The organism is Sulfitobacter dubius (assembly GCF_900113435.1).
In the GTDB taxonomy this organism is placed as follows: domain Bacteria; phylum Pseudomonadota; class Alphaproteobacteria; order Rhodobacterales; family Rhodobacteraceae; genus Sulfitobacter; species Sulfitobacter dubius.
Genome location: NZ_FOPG01000002.1, coordinates 254029 through 280128, shown reverse-complemented (window position 1 = coordinate 280128; position 26100 = coordinate 254029). Strand labels below are relative to the sequence as shown.

At 61.1% G+C, this 26100-nt stretch carries 26 protein-coding genes; 16 read left to right on the top strand and 10 right to left on the bottom strand.

Annotation, left to right across the window (positions count from 1 at the left end; genetic code table 11):
- Window positions 1-171 precede the first annotated feature (171 nt).
- Window positions 172-696, top strand: coding sequence for an invasion associated locus B family protein (locus tag BM229_RS10090; RefSeq protein ID WP_394805059.1), 525 nt, complete (start codon window positions 172-174; stop codon window positions 694-696).
- A gap of 175 nt (window positions 697-871) precedes the next feature.
- Here the strand turns inward: BM229_RS10090 and BM229_RS10085 are convergent, their stop codons facing one another.
- From BM229_RS10085 to ectA, 4 genes are read right to left on the bottom strand one after another with little or no spacing between them, the layout of a single operon-like run.
- Entirely contained in the window at window positions 872-2308 is a 1437-nt protein-coding gene (locus tag BM229_RS10085) for an aspartate kinase (RefSeq protein ID WP_093927520.1), read from the bottom strand.
- A gap of 5 nt (window positions 2309-2313) precedes the next feature.
- Window positions 2314-2706: an ectoine synthase gene (locus BM229_RS10080; RefSeq protein ID WP_093927519.1), complete on the bottom strand. Its 393-nt coding sequence runs from the start codon at window positions 2704-2706 to the stop codon at window positions 2314-2316.
- 5 nt (window positions 2707-2711) lie between these two features.
- The gene (ectB, locus tag BM229_RS10075; protein ID WP_093927518.1) at window positions 2712-4004 is read right to left on the bottom strand and encodes a diaminobutyrate--2-oxoglutarate transaminase; all 1293 of its coding nucleotides are present in this window, start codon (window positions 4002-4004) and stop codon (window positions 2712-2714) included.
- A gap of 53 nt (window positions 4005-4057) precedes the next feature.
- Entirely contained in the window at window positions 4058-4591 is a 534-nt protein-coding gene (ectA, locus tag BM229_RS10070; protein ID WP_067937246.1) for a diaminobutyrate acetyltransferase, read from the bottom strand.
- Window positions 4592-4825: 234 nt separating this feature from the next.
- On the opposite strand from ectA, the gene BM229_RS10065 reads away from it, so the two are divergent.
- On the top strand, window positions 4826-5326 hold the full coding sequence (locus tag BM229_RS10065) for a MarR family winged helix-turn-helix transcriptional regulator (RefSeq protein WP_093927517.1): 501 nt from the start codon (window positions 4826-4828) through the stop codon (window positions 5324-5326).
- Between the two features lie 101 nt (window positions 5327-5427).
- Complete coding sequence (gene rlmN / locus BM229_RS10060) at window positions 5428-6609, top strand: dual-specificity RNA methyltransferase RlmN (protein ID WP_093927516.1); 1182 nt, start codon at window positions 5428-5430, stop codon at window positions 6607-6609.
- Here rlmN and BM229_RS10055 read toward each other — a convergent pair.
- Window positions 6606-7736, bottom strand: coding sequence for an NAD(P)/FAD-dependent oxidoreductase (locus tag BM229_RS10055; RefSeq protein WP_093927515.1), 1131 nt, complete (start codon window positions 7734-7736; stop codon window positions 6606-6608). The two genes, rlmN and BM229_RS10055, sit on opposite strands and share 4 nt — an antisense overlap.
- A 238-nt stretch (window positions 7737-7974) precedes the next feature.
- On the opposite strand from BM229_RS10055, the gene BM229_RS10050 reads away from it, so the two are divergent.
- The 13 genes from BM229_RS10050 (at window position 7975) to BM229_RS09990 (ending at window position 21307) form a co-directional block, all read left to right on the top strand.
- On the top strand, window positions 7975-9462 hold the full coding sequence (locus tag BM229_RS10050) for an ABC transporter substrate-binding protein (RefSeq protein WP_093927514.1): 1488 nt from the start codon (window positions 7975-7977) through the stop codon (window positions 9460-9462).
- Window positions 9463-9512: 50 nt separating this feature from the next.
- The gene (locus BM229_RS10045; RefSeq protein ID WP_093927513.1) at window positions 9513-10457 is read left to right on the top strand and encodes an ABC transporter permease; all 945 of its coding nucleotides are present in this window, start codon (window positions 9513-9515) and stop codon (window positions 10455-10457) included.
- Window positions 10454-11272, top strand: a complete 819-nt coding sequence (locus tag BM229_RS10040; RefSeq protein ID WP_093927512.1) for an ABC transporter permease — start codon at window positions 10454-10456, stop codon at window positions 11270-11272. The genes BM229_RS10045 and BM229_RS10040 overlap by 4 nt, the downstream gene beginning before the upstream one ends.
- Entirely contained in the window at window positions 11269-12243 is a 975-nt protein-coding gene (locus BM229_RS10035; RefSeq protein WP_093927511.1) for an ABC transporter ATP-binding protein, read from the top strand. Before BM229_RS10040 ends, BM229_RS10035 begins: the two co-directional genes overlap by 4 nt.
- On the top strand, window positions 12236-13024 hold the full coding sequence (locus BM229_RS10030) for an ATP-binding cassette domain-containing protein (protein ID WP_093927510.1): 789 nt from the start codon (window positions 12236-12238) through the stop codon (window positions 13022-13024). Before BM229_RS10035 ends, BM229_RS10030 begins: the two co-directional genes overlap by 8 nt.
- A complete protein-coding gene (locus BM229_RS10025) occupies window positions 13021-13827 on the top strand; it encodes a metallophosphoesterase family protein (RefSeq protein ID WP_093927509.1) in 807 nt (268 codons plus the stop codon). Before BM229_RS10030 ends, BM229_RS10025 begins: the two co-directional genes overlap by 4 nt.
- A gap of 201 nt (window positions 13828-14028) precedes the next feature.
- Window positions 14029-14619 (top strand): helix-turn-helix domain-containing protein, encoded by a 591-nt coding sequence (locus BM229_RS10020; protein ID WP_093927508.1) that lies wholly within the window; start codon window positions 14029-14031, stop codon window positions 14617-14619.
- A gap of 64 nt (window positions 14620-14683) precedes the next feature.
- Entirely contained in the window at window positions 14684-16276 is a 1593-nt protein-coding gene (locus BM229_RS10015) for an ABC transporter substrate-binding protein (RefSeq protein WP_093927507.1), read from the top strand.
- Between the two features lie 78 nt (window positions 16277-16354).
- Window positions 16355-17464, top strand: coding sequence for a M24 family metallopeptidase (locus BM229_RS10010; protein ID WP_093927506.1), 1110 nt, complete (start codon window positions 16355-16357; stop codon window positions 17462-17464).
- Window positions 17458-18465 (top strand): ABC transporter permease subunit, encoded by a 1008-nt coding sequence (locus BM229_RS10005; RefSeq protein WP_067938855.1) that lies wholly within the window; start codon window positions 17458-17460, stop codon window positions 18463-18465. Before BM229_RS10010 ends, BM229_RS10005 begins: the two co-directional genes overlap by 7 nt.
- On the top strand, window positions 18465-19370 hold the full coding sequence (locus tag BM229_RS10000) for an ABC transporter permease subunit (protein ID WP_067938852.1): 906 nt from the start codon (window positions 18465-18467) through the stop codon (window positions 19368-19370). The genes BM229_RS10005 and BM229_RS10000 overlap by 1 nt, the downstream gene beginning before the upstream one ends.
- A 3-nt stretch (window positions 19371-19373) precedes the next feature.
- A complete protein-coding gene (locus BM229_RS09995) occupies window positions 19374-20351 on the top strand; it encodes an ABC transporter ATP-binding protein (protein ID WP_093927505.1) in 978 nt (325 codons plus the stop codon).
- On the top strand, window positions 20348-21307 hold the full coding sequence (locus BM229_RS09990; RefSeq protein WP_093927504.1) for an ABC transporter ATP-binding protein: 960 nt from the start codon (window positions 20348-20350) through the stop codon (window positions 21305-21307). The genes BM229_RS09995 and BM229_RS09990 overlap by 4 nt, the downstream gene beginning before the upstream one ends.
- A 15-nt stretch (window positions 21308-21322) precedes the next feature.
- Here the strand turns inward: BM229_RS09990 and doeB are convergent, their stop codons facing one another.
- From doeB to BM229_RS09965, 5 genes are read right to left on the bottom strand one after another with little or no spacing between them, the layout of a single operon-like run.
- On the bottom strand, window positions 21323-22312 hold the full coding sequence (gene doeB / locus BM229_RS09985; RefSeq protein WP_093927503.1) for a N(2)-acetyl-L-2,4-diaminobutanoate deacetylase DoeB: 990 nt from the start codon (window positions 22310-22312) through the stop codon (window positions 21323-21325).
- A complete protein-coding gene (gene doeA, locus BM229_RS09980; protein WP_067938832.1) occupies window positions 22309-23490 on the bottom strand; it encodes an ectoine hydrolase DoeA in 1182 nt (393 codons plus the stop codon). The genes doeB and doeA overlap by 4 nt, the downstream gene beginning before the upstream one ends.
- A 60-nt stretch (window positions 23491-23550) precedes the next feature.
- Window positions 23551-24342, bottom strand: a complete 792-nt coding sequence (locus BM229_RS09975; RefSeq protein WP_167360229.1) for an aspartate racemase/maleate isomerase family protein — start codon at window positions 24340-24342, stop codon at window positions 23551-23553.
- A gap of 17 nt (window positions 24343-24359) precedes the next feature.
- Window positions 24360-24800: a universal stress protein gene (locus tag BM229_RS09970; protein ID WP_093927501.1), complete on the bottom strand. Its 441-nt coding sequence runs from the start codon at window positions 24798-24800 to the stop codon at window positions 24360-24362.
- Window positions 24801-24812: 12 nt separating this feature from the next.
- Window positions 24813-26099 (bottom strand): TRAP transporter large permease, encoded by a 1287-nt coding sequence (locus BM229_RS09965; RefSeq protein WP_093927500.1) that lies wholly within the window; start codon window positions 26097-26099, stop codon window positions 24813-24815.
- Between the last annotated feature and the right edge of the window lies 1 nt (window position 26100).

Below are 26100 nucleotides of genomic sequence, written 5' to 3'. Positions count from 1 at the left end.
TCTGGGCGAAAACCTGCCAATCAGGGTTTCGTCGGTCGCGCGTTTGCCGTTATTGTGGTTGGTGTCGAACAGATAACAGACGCCCGCAAGAGAGCAACCCGCCCGAGGTTGCCCGATTGGGGTCTGTGAACGCGTTGAGGTCAAGGACGGCTGGAGGCTGGACAGATGGGAATGATGAAGACATGTGGTCTTGCACTTGGGGCGCTCGCCCTTGTGGCAAGTGGCGCAGTGGCGCAGGAGCAGAGCACCAATCGGGTGGCTGCCAAGACCGACTGGAGCGTCTTTGTAGAAGATAACCCGACGGAATGCTGGGGCGTTTCAACGCCCAAGGAAGTCGTGAACACCCGCGATGGGCGGGTAGTTGCAGTGAACCGGGGTCAAACATTGCTGATGGTGTTCTATCGTCCGTCTGCCGAGGCCAAGGGTCAGGTTGCTTTCACCGGCGGCTATCCTTTCGCATCCGGTTCGACCGTGACAATGGATATTTCGGGCGATAGCTACGAGCTGTTCACCGAAGGGGAGTGGGCATGGCCTGCAACCACGGCGGATGACGCCAAGATCATCGCCGCCATGAAACGCGGCGCGGATGCGACTTTGGTCGGCCGCTCATCGCGCGGCACACAGACCAGCGACAAGTTCTCGCTGCTGGGGTTCACAGCGGCGGTGGAAGATGCGGCGAAGCGCTGCGGCGGCTGAGAGCGGCCAGAGCAATTTTTGGAACGGCCTCGCGAATTGCGGGGCCGTTTTTGTTTGTGGCAGTGCGTTTGCAACCCGGAACCGGGACAAGCCGTAGGCGCCGGACCTCAGGCATGAAAAAGCCGCGGCTTCCTTTTGGGAGCCGCGGCTAAGGATACGTCGAATGTACCGGGCCTCAGGCCGCCCGCGACAGCGACGTCGCGACTTCTTCCTCAATGAAAGCACCATGCAGCGCCTTGATCACCGGTTGCAGGCTCTCCCGCTCGACGATGAACTGCACATCCACGTTGCGCGGCCCTTGGCTCGCACCGATCGCCGTCTCTCCGGCCTCGGCGATGGCCACGAGGCCCCGCTGCAGTACCGACAAGCCGTTCAGATCGCGCCCGATGACCGAAGCCATCGACAGGGTGCGGGTGGTGATCTCGGCAGCGGGATAAATCTGTGCCAGATCCTTCTCCACCCGGCGCATCGTCTTGAGCGACGCATCAAGGTAGTGCGTAATCGTATTGGCGTTCGAGACCTTCGAGACGATCCGCACATTGTGCCGTGTCAGCACGTCGAGAATCGCGGTGTCATAGCCTTTCACGCCGACCATATCCTGCTCGAACAGCTCGAAAGCCACGATATCGAGGCCCGTGACAATCTCCACCGCAGGCGTCTCGGCCTTGCGGTCGTCGATCAGCGTGCCGGGGTCTTCGGGCTCAAAAGCGTTTGTTACGCGTAGCGGTACGTCAGCTTGGCGCAGGGTCTTGGCTGCCTTGGGGTGGATCGCCTCCATCCCCATGTTCGACAGTTGGTCCGCTACGTCATAGTTCGTGCGACCAATCTTTTTGACGGCATGTTCGCCAACCAGTTTCGGGTCGCAGGACGACAGGTGGAATTCCTTGTGAATAATCGCCTCGCGCGCGCCCGTCAGGGCCGCCAGCTTGGAGAAGGTCACTTCGGAATAGCCACGGTCAAACTCACGCATCAAGCCTTCGGCGCATTGTGCATAGCCGGTGACGATGGGCATTTCGGTGTGTGGATCAATGCCGTCCATCGCCTGCTCGATGCGCTCGTCCAGCGTAACATTACCCTCATCGCGCCAACCGGAGAGGTCGACGAAACGGGCATTCACGCCAGCGCGCTGCAGCAGGATTGTGGTGACAAAAGCGGAATGCGCCTCGCCCAGCCCGGACAGCAACTCACGGATTTGTAGCATGTGCTCCGACAGGCGGAAGTGGCCGTAGGCACACAAACGTTGCAGGTCGATCAGGCAGTTGCGGGCACCATGGGTGCGCTCGGACACAAAGGCGTCGGCCTGTTCGATGTCACCGGGATGCTCCAGCACCTCGCGGTGCACGCGCTGCATCTCGGCAGACACCCGGGTCAGCGCCTCGTGCCAGCCGTGATCATTGCTGGCGTTGGCCAGATGCGCATAAACGCCCGGCTCGCCGGATTTCTTATGCTCCAGCAGCAGGTTCGTGATCCCGCCAAAGGCGGAGACCACGAAGACGCGCCCATAGATGTCCGCGCCCTTACGGTCACCGACAAAGAGTGTATCCTTGAGTTGGTTCACGCGGGACATGGACGTCCCGCCGATTTTTTCGACAGTGTGGGACGGTTGGGTCATATAACTTACGCTACCTCCTCGGCGGGCGCATAGGAGCCGTCTTCACGGTGCACTTCGTTGCCGGCGACCGGCGGGTTGAAGCAGCACGCCATGTGCAGTTCTTCCTCTGCGCGCAATGTGTGTTTGTCGTTCAGGTTCAAGGCGTACATCACGCCGGGGGTGATCTCATGGGTCTCGCCAGTGGCGAGATCAGTGATCGAGCCCTTGCCCTTCATGCAATAGACGCTCTCAAAGTGGTGCTTGTAGTGGAACGTGTGTTCCGACCCGGCCTCAAGAACGGTGATGTGGAAAGAGAATCCCATCTTGTCATCAGCCAAAAGCAAGCGTGTGGACGTCCATTGAGCGTCACCAACGTGACGGTCTGTGCCCTGAAGTTTGTTAAAATCACGTACAATCATCGGTATTACTCCGCTGCCAGTTTCATGTTGCCCGTCACGTCACGGGTCGCTTGAAGGAGGATATCAAACCCTTCGCGCATGACCTTCTCCGGTGTGGTGAGCGGGGCAAGATATTTAACGATTTCGTCGTTCGCGCCCGATGTTTCGATCACAAGGCCCAATTCATAGGCACGCGCACAGATCGCACCGGCCAGTTCACCAGAACCAACGTCGACACCCTGCATCAGGCCGCGGCCTTTCAGCGTGGCGCCCTCGACCAGATCGGCAACGTCCTTGAGCGCGGTGGTCAGTACCACGGCTTTTTCGGCCAGCGACTTTTCGAACTTGTCGTCGGACCAGAATTTTTCAATCGCGACGCGGGCGGTGACAAAGGCGTGGGTGTTGCCACGGAAGGTGCCGTTGTGCTCGGCGGGCTTCCAGATGTCATGCTCAGGCGCGATCAGCAGGGCTGCGAAGGGCAGGCCAAAACCGGAAAGCGATTTCGCTTGGGTGATCATGTCAGGCTTGATGCCGGACGCCTCAAACGAGAAGAAGCTGCCCGAACGGCCACAACCGGCCTGAATGTCGTCGATGATCAGGAGTGCGCCATGCTTGCGGGCGATTTTCTCAATGCCCTGCATCCATGCGTCGGAGGCCGCGTTCAGACCGCCTTCGCCTTGGATCGGCTCAAAGATGAGTGCCGCAGGGGCGTCGATGCCCGATGACGGGTTCGACAGCATTGCGTCGATCATTTCCAGCGTGTCGACATTTTTGCCCAGCGATCCCTCGAAGGGCATATGCGTCACATCGGCCAACGAGCCACCGCCCGCGCCGCCGCGTTTGCCTTTGTTGCCGGTCAGCGCCAGCGCGCCCATGGTCATGCCATGAAAGCCATTGGTGAAGGAGATCACGTTCGTGCGGCCTGTCACCTTGCGCGCAAGCTTGATCGCGGCTTCGACGGCATTGGTGCCGGTCGGGCCGGTCATCATGACTTTGTAATCCATGCCGCGCGGCTTGAGGATGTTTTCCTCATAGGCGTTCAGGAACGCCGCCTTGGTGTCGCTATGGAAGTCGAGACCATGGGCGATGCCGTCATTGGTGATGTGTTCCACCAGCGCGGCCTTCATGTCCGCATCGTTGTGGCCGTAGTTCAGCGAGGAACAGCCGGCGAGGAAGTCGATGTAGCGATTGCCTTCGCCGTCAAACATCTCGGACCCACTGGCGCGGGTGAAAACGGCGTTCATGCCACGGCAATAGGAGCGTGCTTCGCTCTCGCGGCGGGTAAAGATCGTTGTGTTCTGTGCCATGTCTTTAGGCATAGGAATATCCTTTCTCTTCAAGAGAATCTGTCGTGTGAATTGTCAGCTGCGGTTTACGCGGCGCGTTTGAGCGCGGCAGTCTCGGGCAGCGTGATCGTCACCATATGTTCGGTGTCATGCGCGCCCTCGAAATGGGCGTCTTTGGTAAAGTGCGGGGCATCCGAAAGGTCGCCGCCGACGTGATTGGCAAAGCTGCGGAACAGCCCCCAGGAGGCGTCGTTGTCCCGGGTGATCGTGGTCTTGAGGGTCTTGGCGTCCTCAGTCTCATCGCGGTTCACCAGTTCCATCAGCATGGTTTTACCCAGACCAAGGCCACGGGCCTTGGGGCTGACGGCGACCTGCCAGACAAAGAAGGCGTCTTGAGCAGGGATCATATGGCCAGAAATCCAGCCAACGATGTCGCCGTCCATTTCCGCTACAACACAAGTGTCGCGGAAGTGGTCGGCTTGAATCAGGTTCGCGTAAAGCGAGTTCTCGTCGAGCGGCTTGCAGTCGCGAATCAACCGCCAGATGGCGGCTCCGTCCTCGGCAATGGGCTTACGCAGCTTGGGTGTGCGGGCTTTCTTTATGTCGAGTTCATTCTGCATCCGGTCGGGGCTCCCTTATTGTTTCGATAAGCTAAGTAGGGCATGTGGGGTGATACTTCAACATTCAAAGCAAAATACCTGAAAATGCGCTTATAGCGTGGTTTCAGAGGCATACTTATGTGCATATTTGTTTCGTAGGGCTAACGAAATTGGACCGTTTCGCTTAGCTATACTAAGCGTTCAGGGTGGTTTTGACCGATTGCTGAAATTGCCCCCAATGTGCAAGGATGCACCATGACGCAGAAACATCCCGACCGGGTCGACGAGAGTTTGATCGCCTTGCGCCGCATTTTGCGCGCCACAGAGCTTTATGCCCGTGATTTGGCGCAGGCGGCGGGGGTGACCCCGGCGCAACTGCGTGTTTTGCAGATCGTGGGAGAGAAGAAAGACCCGACAGCCAAGACCCTCGCCACCCAGATGGGGGTGAGCCAAGCTACCGTGACATCGCTGGTTGATAAGCTGGTGGCGCGTGGATTGGTGTCACGGCTAACTTCGGCGCAGGATCGGCGGCAGACCAATATCACCCTGACCAATCAGGGTGAGGATGTCTTGGAAGAGGCGCCTGACGCTCTGCAGCAGCGCTATGTGCGGGCTTTTGCCGATCTGGCAGATTGGGAACAGGCGCAATTGGTATCTTCGCTGGAGCGGGTCGCGGCGATGCTGAATGTCGATAATCTTGACGCGGCCCCGGTTTTGGCCACGGGTGAGCTGCGGACGACCAAGAAGAACGATTAGGGCCGGGCAGGATGGCCCAGCCGCCCTTCGCTCGGCAAACCCTTTTGCAAATCGCGCCATTCCCTATATAGAGACCCATCCCTAGCCTGTGAGTCTTTGAAATGTCCGCTTCCGCGCCCATCACCCAAGACGTGATGACCCTCCCCCGCAAGTTGCCTGAGGGGCCGATCAACCTTGTCGGTCTGACCCGTGACGCCATGCGCGATGTGTTGATCGCAAACGGCACGCCTGAGAAACAGGCGAAGATGCGTGTGGGGCAAATCTGGCAATGGATTTATCAATGGGGTGTGCGTGACTTCGACTCCATGACCAACCTTGCCAAAGGCTACCGCGCTGAACTGGCAGAAAAATTCGTGATCGAAGTGCCCGAGGTCGTGACCCGGCAGGAAAGCGAAGACGGCACGCGCAAGTATCTTGTGCGTATCGCGGGCGGCCATGAGGTGGAGGTGGTCTATATCCCTGAAGAGGGTCGCGGCACGCTTTGTGTGTCCAGCCAAGTGGGCTGCACGCTGACCTGTTCCTTCTGCCACACGGGCACGCAGAAACTGGTGCGTAACCTTACCGCCGCTGAGATTATCGGTCAGGTTATGGTGGCGCGCGACGATCTGGATGAATGGCCCGAGACTGGCACTCGGACCGAAGAGGCCCGTCTTTTGAGCAATATCGTGCTGATGGGCATGGGTGAGCCACTCTATAACTTCGAGAACGTGCGCGACGCGATGAAGATTGCGATGGACCCCGAGGGCATCCAGCTTTCGCGCCGCCGCATCACGCTGTCGACATCCGGCGTTGTGCCGGAAATTCATCGCACCGCCGCCGAGATTGGCTGCCAGTTGGCCGTGTCTTTCCACGCCACCACCGATGAGGTGCGCAACAAGCTGGTGCCGATCAACAAGCGTTGGAACATCGAAGAACTGCTCGACGCCCTACGCGCCTATCCCAAGGTCAGTAATTCCGAGCGGATCACCTTTGAGTACGTGATGCTGAAAGGTGTGAACGACAGCGACGAAGACGCGCATCGGCTCGTTGAGTTGATCAAGGGCATCCCGGCCAAGATCAACCTGATCCCCTTCAACGAATGGCCCGGTTCGCCTTACGAGCGGTCGTCCAACAACCGCATCCGCGCTTTTGCCGATATCGTTTATAACGCGGGCTATGCCTCGCCCGTGCGTAAACCGCGTGGCGAAGACATCATGGCCGCTTGCGGTCAGCTGAAATCGGCGACAGAGCGCGCGCGCAAGTCGCGCAAGCAGATCGAAGCTGAAGCTGGGATGAAAGGCTAAGCCAATCCCGCACGGCCCCTTGCAAGGGCTGCAGCAGTAACCCCCTCGGCGGCAATGTCGCCGGGGATATCTTCGCCCCGTACCAGTGCGGCGGCAGCGCGGGCCAGAGCGGGCGCGGTTTGAATGCCATAACCGCCTTGCCCCGCCAGCCAGAAGAACCCTTCTCCTTTAGGATCAAACCCCGCGACCGGGTCGCCATCTGGCACAAAGCTGCGCAGACCGGCCCAGCGGCTCTCAATCCGCCGCAGGCTGACCTCAAAGGCCGTTTCGATCCGGTCAATGCAGATCGCCACGTCCAACTCCTCGGGCTGCGCATCGCAGGGCGCGGAGGGGGTCGCGTCTGCAGGAGAGATCAGCAGCTTGCCTGCATCGGCTTTGAGGTAGAACTGCTCGTCTATATCCACGACCATAGGCCAGCGGTCTGGCACCATGCCCTCAGGCGGGGCCACGGTCAGGGCGGTGCGGCGTTTCGGGGTCAGACCCACGGGGGTGAGGCCTGCCATTGTCGCGATCTCATCCGCCCATGCACCTGCTGCGTTGACGATAATCGGGGCGTGAAACTGGCCCTGCGAGCTGTCAACCTGCCAGTCGCCGTCTTTGCGCAGCGACAGCACCTCGGCCTTGGTCTGCAGAACGCCGCCCGCCGCGCGGAACGACTTGAGGTAATGTTGATGCAGCCCGTTCACGTCGATATCCGCCGCCGATCCATCGCGCAGTCCGGCTGTAGCATAACCCTTGCGCAGCAGCGGCACGAGGGTTTCGATCTCTGCTCCGGTGAGCGGGGTGACATGCGGCCCCAGTTCCTCGGCTGTGCGTGTTAGCGATGCTTGCTGGTCCTGCCGCGCGACGAAGACCGCGCCGCGCGGTTCCAACAGCGGGTGGTCCAAATGCGGGCTGGCCGGATCGTTAAAGAACGCGGCAGAGGTGCGGGACAAAGCGCGGATAACATCCGGCCCATAGGTCACGGTAAACAGCGCTGCAGATCGGCCCGTGGTGTGATAGCCGGGCTGGCTTTCGCGCTCTAGCAGCAGCACCCGGCGGTCGCTGGCCAATTCAGCCGCGACTGACGCGCCAGCAATGCCCGCGCCGATGACAATGCAATCAAAACCGGTGGTGGAGGTGTTCATAGTCGTCCCCTTTGCGCAAAGGCTAGCACCGCCCGCAGCGCGGCAAAAGAGCGGATGCAGATGAATTCAAGGTTGGAAGCAGCAGCGGAAAAAAACCGCCAGTATGTTGCAATTGCATGAAGTTTTCCGCCCAAGCCGCAAAGCCGTTGACCGGATGCCCCGCCCGGCGCAATCTGTCATAAAGGGGCGTCCGGTCTGCCGGTTCTATTGATGCTCCTGCCAACAGGAGTGCTGCCCCATGTTTGACCTGCCCCTCACCAAACCTCTTCCCGCGTTGACACTGGCCTTTGGCCTGCTGGCGTCCGCCTCTGCCGCTGCTGAGCTTGTTGTCGGCATGCAGCAGGAGCCCACGTCGCTTGACCCGACAGCGGATGCGACCGCCTCCATCGACAGCATGATGACGCAAAACGTCTTTGAATCGCTGACCACCGTGGCCGAGAACGGCGAAGTGCAGCCCAATCTTGCCACCAAGTGGGACGTATCCGAGGACGGGTTGACCTATACGTTCCATCTGGCCGAGGGCGTGATGTTTCACGATGGCAGCGCACTGGACGCTGAGGATGTGGTCTTCTCCTTCGACCGCGCCATGGGTGAGGAGAGCGTGAACCCCTCCAAGGATATTTTCGAGCCGATCATGAGCGTGAAAGCCGTTGATCCGCAGACGGTCGAGATCACGCTCAGCGGCAAGGATGCGTTCTTCCTGTTCAACATGGGGCAGGGCGACAGCGCCATTGTCGCTTCCGAGAGTGCGGAGACCAACAACGCAAATCCCATTGGCTCCGGCCCTTTCAAGTTCGACAGCTGGACCCGTGGCGACCGTCTGACTTTGGTCAAGAACCCCGATTACCGCGATGCCGCCGATGTGGCGCTCGATAAGGTGGTGTTCCGCTTCATCTCAGACCCCGCCGCCGCCACTGCGGCGATGATGGCCGAAGAACTGGACGCCTTCCCCGGCTTCCCCGCGCCGGAGCTGCTGCCGCAGTTCGAGGCCGATCCGCGCTTCCGCGTCAACGTCGGCTCGACCGAGGGCGAGGTGATCCTCGCCATGAACAACGCGAAGCCGCCTTTCGACAATGTCGAGGTGCGCCGCGCCGTGGCCACCGCCATCGACCGCGACGAGATCATTGAGGGCGCGATGTACGGCCAAGCCGTGCCCATCGGCAGCTTCTACCCGCCGCATGGCACCGCCTATGTCGACCTGACGGACGCCTATCCGCATGACAGCACCAAGGCCGAGGAGATGTTCGAAGCCGCCGGCGTGGCCGGCACGACGATGACCCTGCGCGTGCCGCCGTTTCCTTATGCCACCCGCTCGGCCGAGATCATTCAGAACCAGCTTTCAGAGGCCGGGATCGACGCCAAGGTTGAGAATGTCGAATGGGGTTTCTGGATCGATGAGGTCTATAAGCAGAAGAACTACGACATGACCATCATCGCCCACACCAGCCCCAACGACATGGGCAATTTCGCCCGTGGGCCGGACTACTTCTACGGCTATGACAATGCCGAGATGACCGCCCTATGGGAGCAGATCACGACAGAGGTCGACCCGGCCAAGCGCGATGAACTGCTCAAGCAGGGCCAGCAGATGCTGTCGGATCAGTCAGTTCATGCTTTCCTGTTCCAGCTGCCATTGCTCGGTGTTTTCCGTGAGGGGGTAGAAGGCTATTGGTCTTCTTCGCCTGTACTCTACATGCCGCTCAAGGGCGTCAGCGTCGCCAATTGACCTAAACCGGTTGCGGTGCCACGTGTTCCGCAGCCATTGGACCTGACCCCGTGGCCTATTTCCTTTTCCGCCGCACGCTTGGTTTCGTGCTGACCCTGTTGGCCGTGTCGGTCGTGGTCTTTGCCGTGATGAACGTGCTGCCGGGCGACCCGGCGCTGACGATCCTTGGGATGGACGCCAGCGAGGACGCGCTGGCGGCGCTGCGCGAGCAGTTGGGGCTGAACGCGCCGCTGGTGACGCGCTATGTTTCATGGGTCTGGAACGCCTTGCAGGGGGATTTCGGGATCAGCCATTCTTTCCGTGTCCCGGTCTCAGAGCTGATTTCCGAGCGGCTGCCGATGACCATTTCACTCGCTGTAGCGGGGATGTTGGTGACGCTGGTGCTTGCCCTGAGCCTTGGCATCACGGCGGCGGCGCAGCATGGCCGCGCGGGCGACTGGGGGGTGATGTTCCTCAGCCAGCTTGGCATTGCGGTGCCGGCGTTCTGGCTGTCGATCCTCTTGGTGATGCTCTTTGCGGTGAAGCTGCGTTGGTTGCCCCCCGGGGGCTTTGCGGGCTGGGACGATCCGGTTGCCGCGCTGCGCTCGCTCATTCTGCCCACGGTGGCGCTGGCGCTGGTGCAGTCGGCGGTGCTGGCGCGGGTCACGCGGTCTTCGGCGCTGGAGGTGATGCGGCAGGACTTCGTGCGCACCGCGCGGGCCAGTGGGTTGTCGCACCGCCGGATACTGTGGCGTCATGTGCTGCCCAATGCGTTGGTGCCGATTGTCACCATTGTCGGGATGCAGTTTGCGGCTTTGGTGACGGGGACCATCGTAATCGAGAACGTCTTCTACCTGCCCGGCCTTGGGCGGCTGATCTTCCAATCCATCGCCAACCGAGACCTGCCCACGGTACAGGCGCTGGTGATGCTCTTTGCCGCCATCGTAGTAACGGCGAATTTCGTGGTCGATCTGCTCTATGTCGTGATCGACCCCCGGCTGAAGGCGCGGGCATGAGGCGGCTTCCGGCGAATTTCTTGTTGGGCGCGGTTCTGGTCAGCTTAGTGGTCGGGGTGGCGGCCCTGTCGTTGATCTGGACCCCGCATGACCCGCAGACCATGTCGATCTCGACCAAATTCGCGCCGCCTTCGGCAGAGCATTGGCTGGGCACCGATCAGTTGGGCCGCGATGTCGTGGCGCAGCTTATGGCGGCGGCGCGCAATTCGATGACCGTGGCGCTGGTGGCGGTGCTTTTGGGCGGCAGCATCGGTGTGGCGCTTGGGTTGCTCGCCTCGGCGCTTGGCGGTTGGGTCGAGGATGGGGTGATGCGGCTGGCCGATCTGGGCTTCGCCTTTCCCGCGCTGCTCTTTGCGATCATGCTGGCGGCGGTCTTTGGGCCGTCGCTGACCAATGCGGTGCTGGCGATCTCGTTTATCAACATCCCCATCTTCGCGCGCGTCACCCGTGCCTCCGCCAACCAAATCTGGACACGCGATTATGTCGCCGCTGCACGCGCGGCGGGGCGGGGGCGCTTTGCGATCAGCCGCGATCACATCCTGCCTAATATCGCCGCGGCAATCATCGTGCAGGCCACCATCGAATTTGCCGTTGCAATCCTCGCCGAAGCGGCGCTGAGCTATCTTGGCCTCGGCGCGCAGCCGCCCGCGTCGAGTTGGGGGCGAATGTTGTCGGAGGCGCAGACGTTGATGTATCTCGCCCCGCAGCTGGCAATCTATCCCGGCCTTTGCATCGTCGTGGCGGTGCTGGGGTTCGGCCTTCTGGGCGACGGACTGCGCGATATCACCGACCCGAGACTGGCGCGCGCGCGATGATCGAACTCAGCAATCTCTCGGTCCATTTCGGCCATGCGGCGGCGCTGCGTGACGCCAATCTGGTGATCGAGCGTGGCGACCGCTTGGGTGTCGTTGGTGAAAGCGGTTCGGGCAAGACGCTTCTGGCCCTGTGCCTGATGGGCATGGCCCCCGACAGCGCGCGCCTGACCGGGCAGCTTAGCATCGACGGGCAGGATATGGCCCGGGCGGCAGAGCGGGATTGGCAGAGGCTGCGCAGCCGCTGGGTGGCGATGGTGTTTCAAGAACCGATGGCGGCCCTGAACCCGCTGCGGCGGGTGGGCGATACGGTGATAGAGCCGATGCTGTTGCACGACGGTCTGACCCGCCGCGCAGCCCGCGACCGGGCGCTGAGCCTGTTCGAAGAGGTGGGCATCCCCGACCCGGACCGACGCCTGCGGCAGTTCCCGCATGAGATGTCAGGGGGGCAGCGGCAGCGTGTGTTGATCGCGCTGGCCTTGGCCTGCAACCCTATGCTGCTGATCGCGGATGAGCCAACCACTGCATTGGATGCCAATGTGGCGCTGCGGATCACCGACCTATTGCAGCGGCTGGCGCGAGAGCGCGAGATGGCGCTGGTTTTCATCAGCCATGACCTCGCCGCCGTGGCGCGGGCCACCGAAGACATCGTGGTGATGTATGCGGGCGATATGGTTGAGCGGGGCCGCACGGCAGCGGTGCTTGGCGCGCCCGTGCATCCCTATACCAAGGGGCTATTGGGCGCGCGGCCTGATGTCGGTGTGGCGGGACGGAATGCCGATGGGAAACGGCGGCGCCTACCAACCATTCCGGGATCTGTGCCGCCCCTGCAGGGCCTGCCCGAAGGCTGCCGTTTCGCAGGGCGCTGTCCCGTCGAACTGCCCCAATGCGCCACGCAGCGCCCGGCTTTTACGCAGACCGAAGTCGCGCGCGGTGCTGCCTGTCACTTATTGACGGAGGCACGCCATGACTGACGTGCCGCTCTTGGAAGTCCGCAACCTCACCCGCCACTACAAGCTGCCACGGCAAAGCCTGCTGCGCCGGGCACCCGTGCTGACGGCGCTAGAAGGGGCTGCATTTTCGCTGCGCGCCGGAGAGACCTTGGGCGTGGTCGGCGAAAGTGGTTCGGGCAAATCGACCTTGGCGCGGCTCATTATGGCGTTTGAGCGTCCGGACGCGGGGGAGGTGCTGTTTCAGGGCCGCGATCTGCACGGCCTGACCGCAGAGGAATTGCGCAAGCTGCGGCGCGGCTTTCAGATGGTGTTTCAAGACCCTTTCGGCTCGCTCAACCCGCGCCGCCGCATTGGCTGGTCCATCGCGGAGCCGCTGCGCGCCAACGGAGAGACGGAGAATATCACCCATCGCGTCGCCGAAGCCTTGGAGCAGGTCGGGCTGCATCCAGCCGACGCAGGCAAATATCCGCATGAGTTCTCAGGCGGGCAGCGCCAACGTATCGCCATTGCCCGCGCGATCATAACCCGGCCCGCGCTGCTGGTCGCGGATGAGGCGGTCTCGGCCTTGGATGTGTCAGTGCAGGCGCAGATCCTGAACCTTCTAATGGACCTGCAAGATGATCTGGGGCTTGGCATGGTCTTTATCAGCCATGACCTTGCAGTGGTGGCGTCGATCTGTGACCGGGTGCTGGTGCTTCAGCACGGCAAGACGTTGGAAAGCGGTCCCGCCGCTGATGTGTTGCGCGCGCCTAAGCACCCTTATACGAAAACCCTGCTGAAAGCCGCAGGAGTACGCCCATGACCCGCTTTGTCCACCTGACCGACCTGCACATCTCGCACCCCGATCTGAACGATCCACATCTGCAAAGTGACACCCCCGCAACGCTGCGCCGCGTGGTTGAGGTGATCAACGCGATGGACCCGCAGCCCGATTTCGTGGTGGCCAGCGGCGATCTAACAAATCAGGGCGACCGTGAAAGCTATGAGCTGGTGCGCGACATTCTTAGCGATCTGCGCGCCCCTTTGGTGCTGGCGCTTGGCAATCACGACAAACGCGCCGGGTTCAACGCGGTCTTTGCGCCGGGGCTGGCGGATGCGCCTTATTTCCACGATGCACGGCACGGTGACCTGCACGTGATTGCGTTGGATAGCAGCGTGCCGAACAAGGTGGCTGGAGCGCTTGATGATCCGCAGTTCGAGTTTCTTGAGGCGGCGTTAGAGCGCCATTCCGATCTGGCAAAGCTATTGGTCATCCACCACCCGCCGCGAATTGACCCTGATGCGCTGGCTTGGGGCAGTCTTGATGAGACAAGCAGCGCGCGCTTGGCCGGAATGCTGAAAGGTCAGCACGTCGCGGGGATCTTGTCGGGCCATGTGCATGTGAACCGGGTGAGCCATTGGCATGGCATTCCAGTGGTGATCTCTAACGGGCTGCATTCCACCATCGACCTGACAGAAACGCGCGATCTGCGTATCGTCGAAGGCACCGGATTCGGCCTGTGCGACTGGCATTCCAGCGGGCTAAGCGTTGCATTTGCTCCGCTTGACCCCACGGCGCGTGAACTCGCGCGGATCGGCCACGATCGGCTAAGGTCCTTTGAATAAGATGATTTTACCCGATCCGGTGCCGAAAATTTAGGCACATCGCCCTTTCGGTAAAAAAATTATTGTTGACCCTCAACCTTTTTAATTTCACACAGCGATACATCATAATGCAATATCCGGCGTTAGATCGGGTTGCTGTTCACGGGGAGGGTGAATTTGCCAACTGCCAATGGCGATAGTGTATCCACACTTGGCGCGCGTATGCGTAGGCAGCGCCACCGTTTGTCCCTGACATTGCAGCAGTTGGGCGAAGCTTCTGGCGTGTCGGTTGGCTATCTGAGCCAAGTTGAACGGGGCAGGGCCACGCCATCACTGGGCACCCTGTCGCAGATCGCGGTCGCCTTGCAGGTTGAGGTTAGCTTTTTTATCCATACCCCCAAGACCCAAGACAGCCTGACCCGCGCGGATGAACGTCAGCGTTTTGCCGTGTCGGGGTCTTCGATTGAATACGAAAAGCTTGGCGCGGATTTTCCGGGCCATGAACTGTCGTCCTACATCATGAACGTGCCACCGGGTTATGCCTCGGAAGAAGTCGTGCATGAGGGCGAAGAAGTGATCTATATCCTTGAGGGAGAGATCGTGCAGGTCGTCGATGGGGGCGAACATATCATGCGCCCCGGTGACAGCCTGCATTACCTCGGCAGCAGCCCGCATTCGTGGTCCAACAAGACAGATAAACCTGCGCGTATGCTCTGGGTTGGCCGGATGCAGTACGATCTGGCCGCTGGCGCCAATAGAATACGCCCGAATGAAGGGGCACTAGCCACCGCATTCGCGTCGTCTCGCCCGTAAGGGCGTATCACCTGCGGCGGACAAACCGCTGCCAAAAAACAAACCAATCAGGAGAGAGAAAATTATGTCTTTTACAACGAAATTGGCCACCGGCGCCATGCTGGCGGCATTGGGTGCCACAGCCGCCTCGGCTCAATCGCTGGTCTATTGCTCCGAAGGCTCGCCCGAGGGTTTTGACCCGGCGCTTTACACAGCCGGCACCACCTTTGATGCCTCCAGCCACCCGATCTACAACCGTCTGGCCGAGTTCAAAGTCGGCACGACCGAAGTCGTGCCTGCGCTGGCTGAAAGCTGGGAAGTCAGCGAAGACGGCATGACCGTGACCTTCAAGCTGCGTCAGGGTGTGAAATTCCACTCCAACGACCAGTTCACGCCGACACGCGATTTCAACGCTGACGACGTGATCTTCAGCTTTGACCGTCAGGGCAACGAAGAAAACCCCTATCACACCGTCTCTGGCGGCACATGGGAATACTACGGCGGCATGTCCATGCCTGACCTGATCGAGAGCATCGAAAAGGTCGACGATTACACCGTGGCCTTCAACCTGACCCGTCCCGAAGCGCCCTTCATCGCCAACATGGCAATGGATTTCGCCTCGATCGTGTCCAAGGAATATGCCGACGCGATGATGGAAGCTGGCACACCTGAGATGGTGAACCAAGCGCCCATCGGTACAGGCCCGTTCCAGTTCCAAGCCTACCAGAAAGACGCGGTCATTCGTTACCTGCGTAACGACGAATACTGGGGTGACCCGGCCAAAGTCGAAAGCCTGATCTTCGCGATCACGCCTGACGCTTCGGTCCGCTACCAAAAGGTGCAGGCGGGTGAGTGCCACGTGACGGCATATCCGAACCCTGCCGATGTTCAGGCGATGAAAGACGCCGAAGACATCGTCGTGATGGAGCAAGAAGGCCTGAACGTGGGCTACTTGGCTTACAACACGCAGGTTGCGCCCTTTGACAACGCCAATGTCCGCAAGGCGCTGAACATGGCGATCGACAAACAGGCGATCATCGACGTGGTATTCCAAGGTTCCGGCGAAATCGCGAAGAACCCGATCCCGCCGACCATGTGGTCCTACAACGACGCCATCGAAGACGACAACTATGACCCCGAGGCCGCCAAGGCGATGCTTGAGGAAGAAGGCGTGACCGACCTGTCCATGAAGATCTGGGCGATGCCGGTTCAGCGTCCCTACAACCCCAACGCCCGCCGTATGGCTGAGCTGATGCAGGAAGACTTCTCCAAAGTTGGCGTCGATGTTGAAATCGTCTCCTACGAATGGGGTGAGTACCTTGAGCGTTCCAAGTCCAAGGACCGTGACGGTGCCGTGCTGCTGGGTTGGACCGGTGACAACGGTGACCCAGACAACTTCCTCGCGGTTCTGCTGGGCTGTGACGGTGTAGAGAAATCCAACCGCGCCCAGTGGTGCAACGAGGAATTCGACGCGCTGATCCAGAAAGCCAAGGTTCTGCCGACCCAAGAAGAGCGTGCGCCGCTGTACGAAGAAGCGCAGCAGATCTTCAAGGATCAAGCGCCTTGGGCCACTATCGCGCATTCGGTTGTTTACATGACCATGCGCCCCGAAGTTGAAAACTATGTCGTGCACCCGCTGGGTGGCCACATCTTCAACCAAGTTGGCCTGAAGCAGTAACCCTGCCGCTTTGACCAAAGGGGGCGGCATTCTATGCCGTCCCCATTTTATTAACTTCGCCAGCTCGAAAGCCAGCCCATGTCCAATTCACTGAATGATCGCCTCTCGGCCTATGCCGATATCGCCGCCGCACTATCGGTGGACGCCGTGGCGCTGGTGCCCGGCCCGAATTTCACCCGCGCCGTCGACCATCTTTTTATGAGCAACGAGCGCCCCTTTCTTTTAGTAATCCCCGCTCACGGCCCCGCCGCCGCATTGGTGCCGAACCTTGAATTGGGCAGCTGGGATCTGGTCGGCTTTGACGGTGCCGTTTTCGATTGGCGCGACCAGACAGGCTATGACGATGCCTTTGCCGCGCTGACGCAGCATCTGAACATCACCTCGCTGGCCGTCGAGGGCCAAGTGATGCGCGTCTTTGTGCATCACGCGCTGAAGAAAGCGCAGCCCGACCTGCGGATCATAGACGCCGAGCGTGAAATTTCCGCCCCGCGCATGATCAAGACCGAGGCCGAAGTCGCCGCCCTGCAAGAAGCCATCAACATCTCCGAACGCGCCCTGCGCGCCACGCTCGACTCTGTGAAACTCGGGCAGACCGAGAAAGAGATTGAGCAGAAACTGGTGCAGATGGTCTTTGCCAAAGGGGCCGATGATCTGTCCTTTGCCCCTATCGTCGCTGCCGGTGATGGCTCGGCCCGTCCACACGCCAAAGCGCGCGAAGATTACCACGTCAAAGCGGGCGATGCGCTGCTGATCGACTTCGGCGCGCGCAAGAACGGCTTTGCCGCCGACATCACCCGCACCGTTTTCCTCGGCCACGTAAGCGACGAGGGGCGCGAGGTTTATGACACCGTGCTGCGCGCCAACCTCGCCGGGCTGGAGGCCACCCGCGCCGGTGTCACCGCGCATGAGATCGACGATGTGGTGATTTCGGTCCTCGAAGCCTCGCCCTATGCCGACCGCATCCGCACCAAGACAGGCCACGGCCTTGGCCGCGATGTACATGAAGCGCCTTATATCATGCGTGGCAACCATATGACTTTACCCGCCGGAACGGTGTACACCAACGAACCCGGCCTCTATGAGATCGGCAACTTTGGGGTGCGCATCGAAGATGACGTGCTGATCACCGAAGATGGCTACAAATCCCTGACCAACTTTCCGAAGGAACTGATGGTGCTCCCGTGCTGAAATATGTCTTGTCGCGCCTTGCGACCTTCATCCCGACCTTTATCGGCGTCACGCTGATTTCATTTGCCTTTATCCGCATGCTGCCGGGCGACCCGATCGTCGTCATGGCGGGCGAGCGGGGCATTTCCGAAGAACGCTACTTGGAACTGCAACAGCAGTTCGGGTTTGATCGCCCGATCTATGTGCAGTTCTGGGACTACTTCACCGGCGTTCTGCAGGGCGATCTGGGCAACTCTTTCGTGACCAAACGGCCTGTTTGGGATGAGTTCTTCTCGCTCTTTCCGGCCACGCTGGAACTGTCGGTCTGCGCAATGATCTTTGCAGTGGCCTTGGGCCTGCCTGCGGGGGTGATTGCCGCCGTGAACCGGGGCAAGTTCTTTGATCGGGCGCTGATGTCCACGGCACTCGTGGGTTACTCAATGCCGATCTTCTGGTGGGCGTTGCTGCTGATCATCGTGTTCTCGGGCAATTTAGGCTGGACGCCAGTCTCGGGCCGGATTGATCTGCTTTATTACTTCCCCAACGCCACGGGCTTTATGCTGATCGACAGCATCGCCTCCGGGCAGGACGGGGCGTTTACCTCGGCGCTGCGGCACCTGTTGCTGCCGACGATCGTGCTGGGCACCATCCCACTGGCGGTGATCGCGCGGCAGACCCGCTCGGCCATGCTCGAAGTGTTGGGCGAAGACTACATCCGCACCGCGCGGGCCAAGGGCATGTCCTCGGGCCGGATCAATGGCATCCACGCACTGCGCAACGCACTTATCCCCGTCATTACCGTGATCGGCCTCTCGGTCGGCACGCTGCTGGCGGGCGCCATTCTGACCGAAACGATCTTTAGCTGGCCGGGCATCGGCAAGTGGATGGTCGACAGCATTTTCCGCCGCGACTACCCGGTGGTGCAGGGTGGCCTGCTGCTGATCGCCGTCATGGTCATGGTCGTGAACCTCACCGTTGACATGCTCTATGGCATCATCAACCCCAAGATCAGGAAACGCTAATGGACGACGCACTCTCTGCCGAAGCCGAAATGGTACACGCGCGCCCCGGACGCCTGCGCGAATTCTGGTTCTATTTCCGCGAAAACCGTGGGGCCGTGATTGGCCTGTGGATCTTTGCCGTCTTCGCCTTTCTGGCGCTGTTCGGCCCGTGGATCGCCCCGCATGACGCGACCCAACAGTTCCGCGCCGCGACGTTGCAGCCGCCTGTCTGGCAGGACGGCGGCACGTGGAGCCATATCCTTGGCACCGACCCGCTCGGCCGCGATATGCTGTCGCGTCTTATTGTCGGTGCGCGCTACTCCTTCTTCGTTGGCATCGTCGTGGTCTCCATCGCAGCCTCTGGCGGGATCATCATCGGGTTGATCTCGGGCTTCGCGCCCAAGTGGCTCGACACGATCATCATGCGGATCATGGACATCATTCTCGCCTTCCCGTCGCTGCTGCTGGCACTGGTGCTGGTGGCCATCCTTGGGCCGTCGCTGACCAACGCGATGATCGCCATCGCCATCGTGTTGCAGCCGCATTACGTGCGTCTGACCCGGGCGAGCGTGCTCTCGGAGCGGCAGAAAGACTATGTGACTTCAGCCCGCGTTGTCGGTGCTGGCACCCTGCGGCTGATGGTCGTGACCGTGCTGCCGAATTGCCTTGCGCCGATCATCGTGCAGGCCGCGCTGTCGTTTTCCACCGCGATCCTTGATGCCGCCGCGCTTGGCTTCCTCGGCATGGGGGCGCAGCCGCCCACCCCGGAATGGGGCACTATGCTGGCCGAAGCGCGCGAGTTCATTCTGCGGGCGTGGTGGGTCGTGACCTTCCCCGGCCTTGCGATCCTCGTCACCGTGTTGGCGATCAACCTCATGGGGGACGGGCTGCGCGACGCCCTTGACCCGAAACTAAAGCGGAGCTGATTGATGTCTCTTCTGCGTATCCGCAACCTCTCGGTCGATTTCGCCACCGCCTCGGGCAAGTTCCGCGCGGTGGACTCGGTTGACCAAGATGTCGACACCGGCGAAATCCTCGCCATCGTCGGCGAAAGTGGCTCGGGCAAGTCGGTGTCGATGCTGGCGCTGATGGGCCTGCTGCCCTGGACCGCCACCGTGACCGCCGATGAGCTGACCTTCGATGGTCACGATCTGCTGAAAATGGACCGCCGCGCCCGGCGCAAAATTGTCGGCAATGATCTGGCGATGATCTTCCAAGAGCCGATGTCCTCGCTCAACCCCTGTTTTCCGGTGGGCTGGCAGATCAAGGAATCCCTGCGCTTTCACCTTGGCCTGAACCGGGCCGAGCGGCACAAGCGCGCCATCGAACTGTTCGAGCAGGTTGGCATCCCGGACCCGGAAAAGCGCCTCTCGGTCTTCCCGCACCAGATGTCGGGCGGGATGAACCAGCGCGTGATGATCGCCATGGCGATTGCTTGTAAACCCAAGCTTCTGATCGCGGATGAGCCGACGACCGCGCTCGACGTGACCATTCAGGCGCAGATCCTCGATCTGCTGACCTCCCTGCGTGACGAGACCGGCATGGGGCTGGTGCTGATCACCCATGACATGGGCGTGGTGGCCGAAACCGCCGAGCGCGTCAGCGTGCAATATGCCGGCCAGAAGATCGAAGAGCAGCAGGTGCTGCCGCTCTTCCGCGAGCCGCACCATCCCTATACGGCGGCGCTTTTGGATGCGCTGCCCGAACGCGCGACTGAGAAACGCCTGCCGACGATCCCCGGCGTGGTGCCCGGCCAGTTCGACCGGCCCGCGGGCTGCCTCTTCTCCCCGCGCTGCAAGTTCGCCAACGACAAATGCCGCGCCGAGAACCCGCCGCCCTTGGGCGAGGACTTGGGCAAGGCGCGTTGTTTCTATCCGCTTAATACCGATGAAAGGGTCGCGTCATGACTGCCCCCGTAATGACCGCCGACGCGCTGGAGCGTCACTATCAGGTTGGTGGCGGCTTCCTGCGCAAGACCCAGACGCTCAAGGCCGTTGCGGGCCTCGATTTCCAACTGCACCCCGGCAAGACGCTGGCTGTGGTGGGCGAAAGCGGCTGTGGCAAATCCACGCTGGCGCGCATGGTCACGATGATCGAAGAGCCGACCGCCGGGTCGCTCACGCTCGATGGCAAACAGGTGCGCCCCGAAGATTGGGCCGACCTGCGCCAGCATGTGCAGATCGTGTTCCAAGACCCCTATGGCTCGCTCAACCCGCGCCAGCAGATCGGCACGATCCTGCAAGAGCCGCTGGTCATCAACCGCAAGGACATGTCCAAGAAGCAGCGCGAGGAAAAGGCGCGCGAGATGCTGCGTCTGGTTGGCCTGCGGCCCGAGCATTACGACCGCTATCCGCATATGTTCTCGGGCGGTCAGCGTCAGCGGATCGCGGTGGCGCGGGCGTTGATGTTGGACCCGAAGGTGCTGGTGCTGGATGAGCCGGTCTCGGCTTTGGACCTGTCGATCCAGTCGGCGATCCTGAACCTGTTGGTGGACCTTCAGGAAAAGATGCAGCTGGCCTATCTTTTCATCAGCCACGACCTTTCAGTCGTGCGCCACGTCGCCGATGATGTGATCGTCATGTATCTGGGCCGCGCGGTTGAGAAGGGGCCGAAGGACGAAGTTTTTGAGAACCCGCGCCACCCTTACACGGCAGCACTGCTGTCCGCGACCCCACGCGCCGATCCCGAAGGCGGCAAAGAGCGGATCAAGCTGCAGGGCGAACTGCCCTCCCCACTGGCGATCCCCGAGGGCTGCCCCTTTGCGCCGCGTTGCTGGAAGGTGCAGGACGTCTGCCGGAAAGAGCGCCCCGTGCTTGAGGGGGCACCGCATCCGGCAGCCTGCTACTTCCCCGTCGACGAATGAGGCGTTGCAGGTGGTTCAGACCACCTGCGCCACCACGCCGATACAATCGCCCATCTTGACCAGCCCCGGCACATGTCGGGCGGTCAGGATGCCGCCAAGCTGCGCATGGGCGGTAATTGCGGGCTGACCGCTGCGGTCGCTGGGCCAGAGCCGCGCAATGGCTTGGCCTTCGGTCACTTCATCCCCCAAATCGACCAGCGGCTCCAGCAGCGCATTCGTCTCGCTAAAGGTGAAGCAGCGCCCATCGGGCATGTCGAGCATCACGGTCTCTGCCATCTCGGGCTCGCCAGCCAGAATTCCAGCATGGATCAACAGATTGCGCGCGCCTTTGCGGGCGACGGCGACGCTCTTGGCCGTCGACGTGCCCGCGCCGCCAAGCTCGGTGGTGACAAAGACCTTGCCCTGCTCCTCTACCTCGGTGTCGAACATGCCGCGGTTGTCGATCTCTAGCATCTTCATCGAATAGGGTGCGTTGAACGCCTCCATCGCGGCCATGCAGGCGGCCTCCTGTTTCTTGTCGGGCAGGATATGCGCGGCGGCGAAGGGCAGGAAATCCAGCGTGCGTCCGCCTGAGTGGTAATCCAGCACGATATCGGCCAGCGGCACCAGTTCGGTCGCGATGTAATGCGCGATCTTCTGGGTCACCGTGCCGCCGGGGCTGCCCGGAAAGCTGCGGTTCATATTGCCGCCATCGATGGGCGAACAGCGGCGGCCAGCGGCAAAGGCGGGTTGGTTCATCATCGGCAGGATGATGACGCGGCCCTTGATCTGCGCCGGATCGAGCGTTGCCGCCAGTTCCTGCAGGGCAATCGGGCCTTCGTATTCATCGCCGTGGTTGCCGCCTGTCAGCAGCGCCGTGGGGCCGTCGCCGCCGTGGATGACGGTGATCGGCACCATGACAGAGCCCCAGGCGCTATCATCGCGGCTGTAGGGCAGGCGCAGGAAACCGTGATGTGCGCCGGGTTTGTCGAGCGGGATGGTCGGGGTGATGGGATTGCTGGTCATGCGGAAACAAACAACTTTCGCGGTGTGGTGCAGAAACATTCATGGCCGGTCTCGGTGATGCGGATCGGCTCGGTGATCTCTAGCCCGCCGTCGTCAAGCCAGAGCGCGGGCATAAAGTGGAAGGTCATGCCCGGCTCTAGAATCGTCGTGTCGCCGCGGCGGAAAGAGATCGTGCGCTCGCCCCAGTCGGGCGGGTAGCTGATGCCGATGGCATAGCCGCAGCGGCTGTCCTTCTCAAACCCCGCCTTGTTGAGCGTTTTGTTGAAAGCATTGGCGATATCCTCGGCCTTGTTGCCGGGTTTGGCCTGTTCGAGCCCGGCGTCGATGGCATCCAGCACGGCGCTTTCCGCGTCACGGTATTTTTGCGGGACATCGCCAAAGAACAGCGTGCGCGATTGTGGGCATTGATAGCGCCGGTGCGCGCCTGCGATCTCAAAGAACGTCGCCTCGTTGGGCTGCATGGGCCGGTCGTCCCACGTCAGATGCGGGGCGGTGGCGTCCATGCCAGACGGGGCCATGGGCACGATGGCCGGGTAATCCCCCCAGAATCCCTGCGCGCCGCGAATACCGGTGGCATAGATCTCGGCCACCAAATCGTTCTTGCGCATCCCCGGCACGGCGACTTCGAGGATGCGAACGTGCATTTCCTCCACGATCCGCGCAGCGCGTTCCATGTATTCGATCTCGCGCTCGGATTTGACCGCGCGTTCCCAGTTCACCAGCGCCGTGGCATCCATAAAGGTCGCCTTGGGCAGCTTGGTTTTCAGCGTGTCATGGGCGCGGGCGGAGTAATAGTAGTTGTCCATCTCAACGCCGATGCGCGCGTTCTCCAACCCCATTTCGCTCAGTAGGGCCGAGAGGTCTTCCATCGGGTGTTTTTCGGGGTTCTGCACGTAGCTGTCATCGTAGCCGCGGATGCAGTCATCCTCCATGAAGACGGTGCGTCGTGCGCCAAGCGCGTCCATGCCGCGGCCCCACCAGACGGGCTCACCTTCATGGGTCACGATCACCGCTTGGTAGACATAGAACGACCAACCGTCATAGCCCGACAGCCAAGACATGTTCGACGGGTCGCTGACCACGATCGCATCCATGTTGCGCGCGGCCATGGTCTTGCGCGTTCGGTCGACCCGGCGCTGGTACTCGCTGTTGGTAAAATTCGCCTCATACGTGGTCATAGGCCAGCCCCTTTCATGTCTGGTTACCCGAATATTGTGATCCGGCCAGAGGGGCCGGGATCACGGAATGATGCCCTGTGCATGGACGTTTGGCATGTCGCAGTCGAACAGACGGCCATAGCCATCGGGACGGCCTGACAGCCCGCCCATCCGTTGCAATGCCCAGCACAGCGCTTGGTTGGAGGTCACGACCGGCTTGCCCAAAGCGGCTTCGATCCGGTCGATCACGTCGACACCGCGCAAAGACGTGCAGGAGAGGAAAAATGCCTCTACTTCCGCTCCGTCCAGTGCTTTGGCGCCGTTGATGATGCTTTCGTCGTCGATCCGCGCCATGTCGCGGTCGTCTTCCAACCCGAATGCGCCGTTGCGCATGACCTGTAGGCCTTGTTCCTCGAAATAGGCGGCGAGGGGGGCGGCGGTTTCAGGTAAATAGGGGGTGAGCATTGCCACACGTTTCACGCCAAGTGCTGCAAAACCCGCGATAGCGGCAGAGGCGGGGGTGATGACCGGCACGCCGGGGAGCCCTTCGCCGATGGCCTCGCGTACCGCAGGATTACCGATGGCGACAGAGGCCGAGGTGCAGCAAAAGGCGATGGCCGAAAGCTTGATCCCCGGCACCAGCAGCGCCGCTGTGCGGGCCATATCGGGGGTCATGGCGCGCAGGCGCTCGGGGGTGGTGGGGTTCTCAAACGCGATCCGCGCCACATGCAATGCGGCCTGCGCGGGGTCGATCAACCGTGCGGCGTCACGCTCAAAGGTCATGTCGGTCGACAGCAGCATCGCGCCAAGGCGCACGGGATCATCTTCACGCAAACGGCAGTCAAGCGTTTCGCTTTGCACAGGGGGTGTCACCTGAATATTCCTTTGATCTAGACGACAAGCACAGGGCATTTCGCAAGCCCCGTGACTTTGTGTGACACCGATCCCAGCAGATAGCTATCGCCTGTCGCCCCCAACCCGCGAGAGCCGATGACGATAAGATCGGCATCATGTTTCTTGGCGAATTCGGTCACCGCCCGCGCCGGTCGGCCCGAGCGCACGAAAGCGCGTACATTCTCGACGCCTGCGTCTTTCATCAACTGTTTGCCGTGGCTGATGATCTCGGTCGCATGGGCCTGCATCGCATCGTCGATATTGCCCGGATCGTTCACCCGCACCATCGACAGCGACGCCTCCAGCATCGAATGATGCCGGTAGATCGTCAGCAGCGTCACCTTTGCCCCGGTCAGATTGGCTATCTCTGCCGCCTTCATCAATGCGCGGTCGGCATTCACCGAGCCGTCATAGGGGGCGAGGATATGGGTGAACATGACGCTCTCCTCTTATTTCGCAAAAGCCAGATCGCGCAGGAACAGGGCGATCTGTGGGAAGAAGATCAGGGCAACCGAGACGCTCAGCAACATGATGATGAAAGGCGGGGTGCCGCGGATGACCTCCATATAGGGCCGTTTGAAGACCGCGATGGCAGTGAAGATGTCACACCCGAAGGGCGGCGTGGCCGAGCCGATGGCGACTTGCAGCGTGATGACCGTGCCGACCAGCACCGGATCAAGGCCAACCGAGTCGACCACCGGCGCAAAGATCGGCACGAAGACGAGGATCACCACGATCGGGTCCACGAACATACAGCCGATAAAGAAGGCGATGGAGATCACAAAGAGCACCCCAATCGGCCCCATGCTGTCGATCCCGATGCCCGCCAAAACCGCCTGCGGGATTTGCGCGAAAGAGATCACCCAAGAAAAGGCCGCGCCCGCCGCAACAAGGATGAAGACCACGGCGGTGATAAGCCCGGTGGATTTCGCCGTCTCATAGATGCCCGCAAAGTCGATCTCACGAAAGACGATCATCTCAAGGAAGATGGCATAGAGCACACAGGCCGCCGCCGCTTCGGTCGGAGAGAAAACACCGCCGTAGATGCCGCCGATGATGATCGCCGGGAAGCCCAGCGGCCAAAGCGCTTGTTGTACCGCGCGGGCACGCTCGCCCCATGTGGCTTTCTCTTCCGTAGGGACGTTGTGGCGGTAGGCGTAGATCACCGAATAGACCGAAAACAGCGCGAGGATCAGCAGGCCCGGCCCGATGCCCGCGATGAATAGTTCTGCAATGGATGTGTTAGAGACGACGCCGTAGATGATCATCCCGATGGAGGGCGGGATCAGGAAAGCGATGTCGGAGGAGTTCACGATCAGCGCCAGCACAAAGCTGTCTTTGTAGCCCGCTTTCAGCATCCGGGGCCGCAGGGGGGAGCCGACGGCGACGACCGTCGCCTGAGTGGAGCCCGAGACCGCGCCGAACATGGTGCAGGCTGCGGCGGTGGCGACCGCAAGACCGCCCTTCATATGGCCGACGAAAGACATCACCATGTCGATCAGCCGCCCGGCGGACTGGCCGCGCGTCATGATATCGGCGGCAAAGATGAACATCGGCACGGCGATCAGCGAGGCGGGCCGGACGCCAGCCATCATCTGCTGCACCATCGTCTCAAGCTGGCCGAAACCGCCGAAGAGGGAATAGAAGCCAACAAACGCGCCGACGATCAGCGGGATCATCATGGGAAAGCCGAGCAGCAGCAGGACGACCATGATGGAGAAAATGGTAGTAGCCATC